Here is a 10,216-nt window from a genome sequence, read left to right as displayed (position 1 = left end):
TCACTCCCGGCCCGGAGGGACGCCGAGTTCGGTGAGCCGCTCCACCACACGGCCGATGGCCCGTCCCTGATTGCGATAGGCGACGCCGTCGTCGGCCGTCGACCGCACCCACTGGTGGTGCAGCGCGACGACACGCCAATACCTGTCGAACACCGGCGAGCCCGACGAGCCCGCTTCGGTGTCGGTCCAGTACTGCACCACGTCGTCATCGGCGTAACGCACGAGGTTGTGGTGCATGGCGATCTTCTTCGGCAGGCCGCGCGGATGCTGGATGATGTAGACGCGGTCGTCCGCTTCGACGGTGGCGGCCCGGTGGAGCGGCACGATCGGCACGTCGTCCGGCATCGGCTCGGCGGTGGTGACGACGGCGAAGTCGTGCGCCCGGTCGCCGTCGATCGACGCGGTATCGCACCGGATCACGACCGGTTTCCGCGGCGTGCCGGCGCTGTCCAGCTCGTAGTGGAATTCCGCCTGGACGGCCTTCGCCCGCCTGTCGCCGTGCCGCCAGTCGTGAAGGACGTGATGGTTCGTCAGCAGGGTGCGCGGGCCGATCCGGAAGGCCGTGCCGTGACAGCCTGCCTTCTCGAACGACACCGTCATCCGGCAGACCGACTTCGCCCTGTCCAGGCCCTGCTCCAGGAAGGACACGTCGAACAGCGTCTCCTCGTCGTCGAAGATCTGCCGCTCGAGGCCGCCGAAGTTGGTCCAGCGCCCGTCATCGGGCGTCAACGCGGGAGCCTGGTCCTCGGGGATCCGCGCGGTGAGGACCGGTGCCGTCGTCGACAACTCGTCGATGCGGGCCGCCAAGGCGGGCCATTTGTCAGCGACGTCGGTCAGCAATTGTTTCACCCGAACGTGTGCCGCGGCCTCGTTGAGAACGTCGAACCACAGACGTTCGGCCGGCTGATTCCAGGAGATCCGGGCCGGGGGGACCCCCGCCCCGATCGCTACGAGTTCGATGTCCCGGTCCCGGTAGATCGCCGTGCTCAACGCATTCCGCAGTTCTCGGAGGCGCTGGTCGGTCCAATCGAGAGGGAAGGAATCCGGAATCGGTGCCATCCGTGGTTCCATCCCTTTCGGTTCAGATCGCGACGCCTCGTCTCCGGGTGGAGTGCCCACCACCATAGCGAGCCGGGAACCGGTCGCTTCAGGGCTTCCTGCCGACACCGCCGAGGATGAGCGAGCCGTTCGGGGTCGCGAACGTGATCTCCGGTTCGGTCGGGCTCGCGTCTTCGGGATGCCACTGCGTGGTCCAGGTCAATCCCGGCGGGAGAAGGTCGAATTCACCGAACAATTCCCGGATCTCGTCGTGGTTGCGCCAGATCACCGGACTGCTGCCGCTGTCGTAGAGTTCCTTGAGCTTCACCAGCGGCTTTTCGTATTCCGGCGGCACCCCTTCGTCGGTGATATGGGAGATCGCCAGATAGGAACCGCTCGGCACGAGTTCCCGATAGCGTTCGACGGAGGCGGGGCCGACGTCGCCGGTGTCGCCACTGCGCGGGGACGCCGGCTGCTGGACGTGCAGGACCGCGATGAGCAGGACGGCCACGGGTTCGTCGAGGTCGAGGATCTTCTGCTCGGCGACCTTCGCCCACAGCCGGTCGGGCGCGCGCAGGTCGGCGTGGACGGCGGCGTGGCGCCGGGGATCACCGTGTTCTTCCAGCAGGGCTTGGGAATGGGTCACCGCGACGGGCTCGTAGTCGACGTACACCACGCGTGCCTTTCCCGGCGCCACGTCGTCGGCGACCTGGTGGGCGTGCTGCATGGTGGGCAGTCCGGCGCCGATGTCGATGAACTGGGTGACCCCCAGGCGCAGGAGATGGCGGATGACCCGGTGCAGGAAAACGCGGTTGGCCTTGGCGATCGGCCGCAACATCGGGAATTCGCCGAGCACCCGGTCGCCGAACTTCCGGTCGATGGCCCAGGAGGCGGTGCCTTCGAGGTAGTAGTCGTAAACCCGGGCGACGCTGGGTTTGCGCATGTCGACCCCCGGTGGTGGGTACGCCTCTTCGGCCACGGCCGTTCCCTTCCTCGTCTCCACCCTGAACCTCTCGACCGAACGTAGCGGCCGAGTGACCTGACGCAATAGACGGCACTCGAAGGAAGGCTCACTCGCGATCGTGGTCACCGGACCTTCGCCGCTGAAACCGGCGGTGCAATTCCGAACGGGTCTCGTCCGCCGTGGCGGCGGTGTCGAGCAGTGCGTCCCAAGCCTTGGCGTAGGTCTTGATGGACCGCCGGGTCGACCAGTCGATACCGGCGCTGTTTTCGCTGTAGCCGATGTCTTTTCCGTGGTCCGCGCGACGGAAGATGATGAAATCCGGATCGACGTAGGCGGCCGCGCGGTAGGGAACGTAGCGAATGGTGACATTGGCGCGGCGGGTCAGTGCCAGCATATGACCGAGCTGGTCTTCGATGATGTCGTCCTTTTGCGCGCACAACCGGTCGAGCGCGGCTTCGCTGATCACGAACACGAAACCCTTGGCGGGATGGTTGAACAATTCCTGGCGCTTCACGCGCTGGGTGAACCTCGGCGAGACCTCCATGCTGAGCCCGGTGCCGCCGAACTGGTCGTACATGTAGGCCTCGCTCTGGATCAGGCCGGGGATCCGCTCGCCGGTCCAGGAGTGGACTTCCGCGGCCCGTGTCTCCGTCGCCAGTACCTTCACGAACCATTCCGGGGTGCCGATCCGCTCGCCGGACCAGACGCGCCGAGGCGCGTTCGCCCTGCTCCACAGCATCCACATCTTCTCGGAAAGCCGGCTTTCCACGGCGCAGTCGGTGATCCAGAGGCCCAGGTCCTCGTGGGAGATCGACGTGGTCCCGTGCTCGATCTTCGTCACCGTGCTCTGCGACTTCCCGATCAGCCGCTGGATGTCGACCTGCCGCTTGCCCGCGTTCTTCCGCGCGGCGGTCAGCAACTCGCCGAGATCACGGCGAACGGTCTGGTCGGTGGGTGGCTGCCGATCGTCCACGGTCACCGCTCGCACTGTCCCGGGGCGACGGCCGGTCGCGCCCCTTCAGGGCCTCGAGCAGGGCCTGCCAACTGCGGGCGGGAAAGGTCAAAATCGGCGAACGCCGCCCGAGTTTGCTGTCCCGCACCCTGGTGACGGCATGGTCGCCGAGATTCACCTCCACGCAGGTTCCCCCATTGGGCCCGCTGTAACTCGAACGAATCCAGTCCGCTTCCCGAAAGACGGCGGCCGGGTACTCGGTGTCGTAGAACCGCATCGCTCCCCCTCAGAGCCCGCGAGTCGAATAGCCGAACCCAGAGTGGGCGTCGAATATTCGGTCCGCAAGCCGTTGGCGAATCGATCCGGGGCATGTTCACTCCAAAGATATCTTTCTTGTCCGGCGGGGTACGGGAAAGCGCGTCTTACCGGAGTGCAATTCTGGCATACGCGGCCGAAGGTGACTTTCCCCGCGTCTCGTGTGGCGAAGGGAGCTTTCGTCGCATGGCATGCGGGGAAAGCGTCCTTCGGCCGCCGGACCCCTTTTTCTTGCGCGAGTGTGCCGCGACGGCCGGATCTCACGTGCTTGGAGCCGTAACTCGCGTGTTTGGAGCCGTAACTCGCGTGCTTGGAGCCGTAAGACGTGGTGCGGATCCGGCCTTGGCGTGTTGCGCCTCCAATCACGTGAGTTCCGCCTCCAATCACGTGAGTTACGGCTTCGATCACGCGTGTTCCGGGCCTGGACACGCGAATCCCGTCATCCGTCGAGCGGAGCTCGTCACTGATCCGCGTCGTGGAGGTCGGGCATGTCCCGCAACTGCCTGCGCGAGGTGATCCCGAGCTTGCGGAAGATGTTGCGGAGGTGGGCGTCCACCGTGCGGGGGCTGAGGAACAGGCGCGTGGCCACCTCTTTCGAAGTCGCGCCCGCCGCGACCTGGCGCGCGATATGCGTCTCCTGCATGGTCAGGTGGTCGTAGGAGTGCCCGGAGCGGCTTCGGGCCACCTCCCCGGTCGCGCGCAGCTCGTCGGCGGCCCGCCGGGTGAACGCCTCCAGCCCGATCTCCGACAGCTGTTCGTGCGCGGTGCGCAGCTGTTCGCGTGCGTCGCGGCGGTGCCCCGCGCGGCGCAGCCACTCCCCGTACCGCAGGTGCGCACGCGCGAGATGCACCGCGAGCGGGCCACCGGCCAGGTGTTCGAGGGCTTCCCGGTGGTCGTCTTCGGAGTCGCTGACCAGCGCCCGCGCACCCGCCACGACACCGAGGGCGAAGGTGGTCCCCGCGGGTTCCGTACGCTCGGCCAGCGATTCCAGCGCCGACCGGGCGACGTCGTCGTCCCCGCACCGGACCGCGGCTTCCACCAGCTCGGGCAGCGCGATGCCGGCGAGGAAAAGGTCACCGCTCGCCACAGCCCGCTTCGCCGCGTCCAGCGCCGCCGGGTACTCGGCGAGTCCGTTGTACAGCACGGCCGTGGCCCAGTGGGCGTTCGCGGTCAGCTGGCCGTCGCCCCGGCTCGTCGCCTCGGCGAACAGGTCGAGCACCTCCTGACGGCGGCCCCGCATCGCCGCCAGATGCACTCTCGGGTAGAGCTGCGGCGGATCGCCGACGGCGTCCGCGATCGCTTCCTCCTCGGCGATCGCGGCCATCGCCTGTCCGAACTTCCCGGTGAGTACCGCGTGCAGCGCCACCTGGGACAGGCCGAGCCGGATGGTCATCGGCGCTCCCGTGCCCCGCCCGGTCCGCACCAGCCAGCCGACGATCGTCGCGTGCAGATCGATGTCCCACAGTTCACCCGCGAGCACGGTGGCCAAGGCCGGTGTCCTGGTCCAGCCGGCGTCGTCGCCGGTGAGGACCCGGCGAAGCGCCGGTACGCCGGCGTGGTGTCCCTCGGTGGTCAACCGCACGAGCGCGTCGAGAAGATCCGGCGGCCCGGACACCGGCGGCGCCGAGCGGGCCGCGTCGAGGACCCGGTCCAGGACGCCCGCGGCCCTTCCGACGACGAGCCCCATCTCCAGTGCCGCGACGAAACACTCCCGCGACCGCTCCGGGTCGACTCCTGCGAGCCGTTGCGCGGCCCGCAGGATGAGTTCAGGTCCGCGGACGGCCCCCTCCGCGCCCTGCACGAAGGCGATCCGCCCGCGCAGCAAGTCCACCGAGGCGTGCTGGGGGACAGCCAGGCTTTCGGTGTCGACGCTGGCCAGCAGATCCGCCGCCGTGTCCGTCCCGCCCGCCTCGAGCGTCGTCCGCGCCGCCGCGAGCGTGCGTTCGGTCTGCTTGGCGGGGTCGAGTGACAGCGCCGCCGCGCGTTCGAGGAAAGCGGCGGCGGCCGCCACGCCCCCGCGTGCCTGCGCACGCGACGCCGACAGTTCCAGCTCCGCCGCGACCTGTTCGTCCGGTCCGGTGGTGGCCTGAGCACGGTGCCAGGCCCGCCGGTCTCCCGCGGCTTCCGGATCGGTGACCTCGGCCAGCGCCCGATGGGCCGCGTGGCGCCGTTCCGGCTCGGCCGCGCGGTACGCCGCCGAGCGCGCCAGCGGATGGCAGAAGCGCGCCCGCGTGTCGAACACGATCAGCCCGGACGCTTCGGCGGCGGCGCTCGCGGCGGGCACGTCGAGGTCCCACCGCCGTGCGGCCGCCCACAGCAGGGCGGGATCGCCGGTGGGATCGGCGCTCGCGAGGATCAGCAGGTGCCGCGCGTCCGCGGGCAGTCCCGCCATCCTCGCCCGGAAACTCCGCTCGATCCGGCTCGCGATCGGCGACGGCGCCGGCAGCGCGAAGCCACCCGCTTTCGGCAGTTCGATCAGGGCCAGCGGATTGCCGCGTGCCTCGGCGAGCAGGCGATCACGTACCCGCTCGTCCAACGTCACGGTCTTCTCCTCGGCCAGCAAGGCACGCGCGTCCGCGTCGCTCAGGCCACCGACCGTCAACCCTGGCAGCTCGTCCAGCCCGCGGACCGGGTTCTGGTCGCGGGCCGCGAACACCATCGCGATCGGCTCGGCCGCGATCCGCCGCGCCAGGAACGCCAACGCCCTCGCCGAGGCGGTGTCCAGCCAATGCGCGTCGTCGACCACGCACAGCATCGGACGCGTCCCCGCGGCGGTGGCCAGCAGTTCGAGCGCGGCGAGACCGATCCGGAACGGGTCCGGCGCGCCGTCGGCCAGCCCGAACGCGACGAGGAGGGAGTCACGGTAGGGATCCGACAGCTTGTCGAGATACGCCAGCGCCGGGACACACAGCTGATGCAGCGCGGCGAAGGGCAGTTCACCCTCGAACTCCGAACCGGACGCGCGGATGAGCTGGAACTCCTCCGCCGTCGCCTGTGCGACGTGGTCCAGCAGCGCGCTCTTGCCGATGCCGGGTTCACCACGGAGGACGAGCACGCCGCCCTCGCCTCGGCCGGCCGCGTGGGCCAGGGCGAGGAGGCGATCGATCTCGTCTCGCCTGCCGACGAGCGAGCGGGAGGGCGTCGGGGGCATGGTCCGAACCCTAGCGAGGTGAAGTAGGTGATTGTCACCGACGCGAGCGGAGGGGTATCCGCGCGATCGTTGCGGCATGACAGTACGAGCGAAGACACGGATATCGCGCGGGGTGGCGATGGTCGGCCTCGCGACAGCCATGTTCCTGGTCATTCTCGACGCTGCGATGGTGAACCTCGCCGGATCCACGATCCGTCAGGGGCTGGCGCTCACCGCCGCCGAACTGACCGTGGTCGTGGACAGCTATCTGGTGACGTTCGCCGGCCTGCTGCTGCTCGGTGGCAGGCTCGCCGACGTACTCGGCGCCAGGAAGGTGTTCCTGACCGGGATGGGCGTCTATCTCGCGGCCTCGGCCTTCTGCGCGCTGGCCACCAGCGGCGGGATGCTGATCGCCGGGCGGATCGGGCAGGGGATCGGGGCGGCGGTCCTGATGCCCGCCGCGCTCTCGCTCGTGCTCGGCATCTACTCGTCTCCCGCGGAACGCACCCGCGCGATGGGGATCTGGGGCGCGGTCGCGGGAACGGGCAGTCTCGTCGGTGTCTTCCTCGGCGGAACGCTGACCGAACTGCTCGGCTGGCAGGCGGTGTTCGTGACCCCGGTGCCGTTCGGCGTCATCGGGGCGATCGTGGTGTGGCGAGCGGTGCCGCCGGTTCCCGGCAGGCCGGGCCGGTTCGACGCGCTGGGCGCCGTCACGATCACCGTCGGGATCTCCGGGCTCGCGCTGGGCATGGTCTCGGCCTCCGACGCGGGATGGACCGCGCCCGGCACGGTCGTCGGCCTCGTGGCCGGACTCGTTTCCCTGGTGGCGTTCGTGTTCGTCGAGCGGCGCTCCGCCCGGCCGCTGGTCCCGCTCGGCGTGTTCCGCCGGAAACCGGTGGTCACGGCGAACCTGGTGATGGTGCTGATCGGCGGCACCCTGACGAGCCTTTTCTTCTTCCTTCCCCAGTACCAGCAGGACATCCTCGGGATGAGCCCGCTGGCGACCGGCATGACCCAGCTCCCGCTCGCCGTCATGATCATCGTGGGCAGCGTCCTCGCGCCGATACTCGCGAAACGCGTCGGACCGAGCCGTGCGCTCTCGCTCGCCCTCGCCGTCCTGCTCGCCGGTTTTCTTTGGCTGGCACTGGATCCGACGACCAGCGGCTTCTCGGCCGGCCTGCTGGGCGCGTTCCTGCTGATCGGCGCCGGACTCGGGCTGGGCGCCGTCAACGCCACCGCGATGGCGGTCCGCGACAGCGCGGACGGGGAAGCGGGCCTGCTCAGCGGCCTGGTCAACGCCGCGCAGCAACTGGGCGGCGCGGTCGGGCTCGCCGCGCTCGCCGGAATCGCCATCGGCGCCGCGGGCACACACGGCGACATCTCGTTCACGACCGCTTTCCTCGGCGAGGCCGCGCTCGTCGTCATCGCCCTCGCGGTGTCGCTCGTTTCCGCGGCAAGGACACGACACTGATCTCCGCAACGAAAGGACACTCCACAATGGACACCATTCTGGTGACCGGCGCGACCGGAACCGTCGGATCCGCCTTGATCCCCGCCCTTCAAGCCCGCGGAGTCACCGTCCGCGCCATGACCCGCGACCCCGGTCACCTCGTTCCCGGCGCCGAAACCGTGGTCGCCGACCTGCGTGATCCCGGATCGGTCACCGCGGCGCTGCGAGGCGTCGACGCGGCCTTCCTCAACAGCCCCTCCGCGCCCGACGCCGCCTCGCTCCAGATCGGGTTCGCCGACCTCGCCCGGGACGCCGGCGTGAACCGGCTCGTGCTGCTCTCGCAGTACGCGGCACAGGCGGACTCGCCGGTGCGATTCCTGCGGTGGCACGCCGAAGTCGAGGCGCATGTCGGATCACTGGGGTTGGCGCACACCGTGCTGCGCCCCAACCTCTACCTGCAAGCGCTGCTCGCCTTCGCCGGCACCATCTCGCAGGGCTTCTTCGCCGCGCCCATCGGCGACGCCGCCGTCAGCGCCATCGACACCCGGGATATCGCGGACGCCGCCGCGGCCGTGCTGACCGGTCCGGGACATGACGGCCGCACCTACACGCTGACCGGACCCCGCGCGGTGACCCACGGCCAGATCGCCGACGCGCTCTCCACGGCCACCGGGCGGAGCGTCAGCTTCCACGACACGACCGCCGATCGGTTCGCCGCCGCGCTGACCGGTCTGCTCCCGCCCTGGCAGATCGAGGGCCTCGTCGAGGACTACGCCCACTACGCCAGGGGCGAAGCCGCCGAAGTGGACACGTCCGTCGCCGATCTCACCGGAAGACCCGCGCGGGACATCGTCGACTTCGCCCGCGACCACGCCGCCGCTTTCGCTTCCGCGTGAAAGGAAATCCGATGATCTACCACTGCATCCGGTTCACTCTCAAGCCTGCTGTCACCGAGGACGAAAAGGCGGCGGGCCTCGCGCGGATGGCCGAGCACAGCAGTGTCATTCCCGCCATCAAGGCACGCGTCGTCGGCCCTGACTTCGGTGGGGAATTCGAGTATGGCGCTGTCACGGTGCTCGAAGACATCGAGGATTACGAGCAGTACATGAATCATCCCGCGCACCTCGAAATGGACCGGACCGGATTGCCGCTGATCGACAGATTCGTGTCGTACGACGTCACGGACGACCCGGACCCGGAGATCGGCGCGAAGATCGCCGACGTTCATCGGCGCCGGTTCGAGAACGTGCCCGACGTCGCCGAGTTGGTGGCAGGCCTCAACGAGTACAGCGGCAGCGCCGCACCCGGCCCGCACTCTCGTGGGTAGGGACCCGTCGGGGGTTTCGATGTGGGGCACAGGCCGGGCGGCCGACAAGCCACCGGAGTCAGGACGGCGCGTCGTAGCGGCTGGTGATCGCGGCGGCGCGGTCGCGCAGGGAGGCCCGCAACCACGGCGGGCCGAGGGCTTCCGCGTCCGTGGAGAGCTGCCACAACGCCCATTCGGCGTGGCGCGCGTCCTGGAAGGTCACCTCCAGTCGCAGCCTGCCGTCCTCGTCGGTTTCCTCCGCGAGGATGGCCAGCGCGGTGCCCACGAGCTCTTCCCGCCGCCCCGGGGCGACGCGCACCAGCACGGCGACCTGGTCCCCGCCGGTCCGGAACCGCGTGCTGCGTTCCTGCCAGGCCCGGTCCAGATCGACCCGGTCCGGTCGTTGCGCCGGTTCGGGAAGTTCCTCGGCTGCCCGCAGCCGGGACAGCCGGTAGGTGCGGTCCTCACCGGATCTCGTGGCCAGCAGGTAACCCCGGTCCCGGACGGTGACCAGCCCGATCGGGTCCACCGTGCGCCACTGCGCCGGCCGCCCCGTCGGCGCGTAATGGATGCGCAGCTTGTGCCCGGCGAACACCGCCCGCCGGACCTCGGTCACGATCGCGTCGGACACCTCCTCGGCGGCCTCCCGGCGGGAGAGGAGGTCGATCTCCGGGTCGACGAGCAGCCGCCGGGCCGCGCCCGCCGCGGTGTCCCGCTGGCTTTCCGGCAGCGCGTCGATCACCTTGAGCATGGCCGAGGCGAGCGCCGAGCCGAGGCCGAACGCCTGCGCGCCGCGTCGTGATCCGGCGATCAGCAGCGCGAGCGCCTCGTCGTGGTTCAGCCCGGTGAGTTCGGTCTGGAAACCGGGCAGCAACGCGAACCCGCCGTGCCTGCCGCGTTCGGCGTAGACCGGGACACCCGCCGCGGACAACGCCTCGATGTCGCGCAGCACGGTGCGGGTGGAGACCTCCAGCTCGCGGGCGAGCGTGGTCGCGGACAGCCTGCCGCGGTGCCGCAGGAGCAACACCAGCGAGACCAGCCGGTCGGCGCGCATGGGAAAA

9 protein-coding genes are annotated in these 10,216 nt (G+C 69.7%); 3 read left to right on the top strand and 6 right to left on the bottom strand.

What is annotated here, in order from left to right; translation table 11 throughout:
• From DL991_RS40175 to DL991_RS40155, 5 genes are all read right to left on the bottom strand, one after another.
• Positions 1–1,059 carry a trypsin-like peptidase domain-containing protein gene (locus tag DL991_RS40175; RefSeq protein WP_158634504.1) on the bottom strand — a complete coding sequence of 353 codons (1,059 nt, stop codon included), beginning with the start codon at positions 1,057–1,059 and terminating at the stop codon, positions 1–3.
• An 88-nt stretch (positions 1,060–1,147) separates the two neighbouring features.
• Positions 1,148–1,981 carry an SAM-dependent methyltransferase gene (locus DL991_RS40170; RefSeq protein WP_125789603.1) on the bottom strand — a complete coding sequence of 278 codons (834 nt, stop codon included), beginning with the start codon at positions 1,979–1,981 and terminating at the stop codon, positions 1,148–1,150.
• Positions 1,982–2,108: 127 nt separating this feature from the next.
• Positions 2,109–2,981 (bottom strand): helix-turn-helix transcriptional regulator, encoded by an 873-nt coding sequence (locus DL991_RS40165; protein ID WP_158634503.1) that lies wholly within the window; start codon positions 2,979–2,981, stop codon positions 2,109–2,111.
• Positions 2,932–3,231, bottom strand: coding sequence for a DUF397 domain-containing protein (locus DL991_RS40160; RefSeq protein ID WP_125789567.1), 300 nt, complete (start codon positions 3,229–3,231; stop codon positions 2,932–2,934). The genes DL991_RS40165 and DL991_RS40160 overlap by 50 nt, the downstream gene beginning before the upstream one ends.
• 498 nt (positions 3,232–3,729) lie before the next feature.
• Positions 3,730–6,420 carry an AAA family ATPase gene (locus DL991_RS40155; protein WP_125789566.1) on the bottom strand — a complete coding sequence of 897 codons (2,691 nt, stop codon included), beginning with the start codon at positions 6,418–6,420 and terminating at the stop codon, positions 3,730–3,732.
• A 76-nt stretch (positions 6,421–6,496) separates the two neighbouring features.
• Between DL991_RS40155 and DL991_RS40150 the strand changes: the two genes are divergently transcribed.
• From DL991_RS40150 to DL991_RS40140, 3 genes are read left to right on the top strand one after another with little or no spacing between them, the layout of a single operon-like run.
• The gene (locus tag DL991_RS40150) at positions 6,497–7,870 is read left to right on the top strand and encodes an MFS transporter (RefSeq protein ID WP_233599286.1); all 1,374 of its coding nucleotides are present in this window, start codon (positions 6,497–6,499) and stop codon (positions 7,868–7,870) included.
• Between the two features lie 26 nt (positions 7,871–7,896).
• Positions 7,897–8,745 carry an SDR family oxidoreductase gene (locus DL991_RS40145; RefSeq protein ID WP_125789565.1) on the top strand — a complete coding sequence of 283 codons (849 nt, stop codon included), beginning with the start codon at positions 7,897–7,899 and terminating at the stop codon, positions 8,743–8,745.
• 11 nt (positions 8,746–8,756) lie between these two features.
• Complete coding sequence (locus tag DL991_RS40140) at positions 8,757–9,176, top strand: Dabb family protein (RefSeq protein ID WP_125789564.1); 420 nt, start codon at positions 8,757–8,759, stop codon at positions 9,174–9,176.
• A 58-nt stretch (positions 9,177–9,234) separates the two neighbouring features.
• Here the strand turns inward: DL991_RS40140 and DL991_RS40135 are convergent, their stop codons facing one another.
• Positions 9,235–10,209: a YafY family protein gene (locus tag DL991_RS40135; protein ID WP_125789563.1), complete on the bottom strand. Its 975-nt coding sequence runs from the start codon at positions 10,207–10,209 to the stop codon at positions 9,235–9,237.
• Between the last annotated feature and the right edge of the window lie 7 nt (positions 10,210–10,216).

The sequence above is a fragment of the Amycolatopsis sp. WAC 01375 genome (assembly GCF_003947325.1).
Taxonomy (GTDB): Bacteria; Actinomycetota; Actinomycetes; order Mycobacteriales; family Pseudonocardiaceae; genus Amycolatopsis.
The sequence above is the reverse complement of the archived record's forward strand: the minus strand, read 5'-3'. Positions and strand labels throughout refer to the sequence as shown.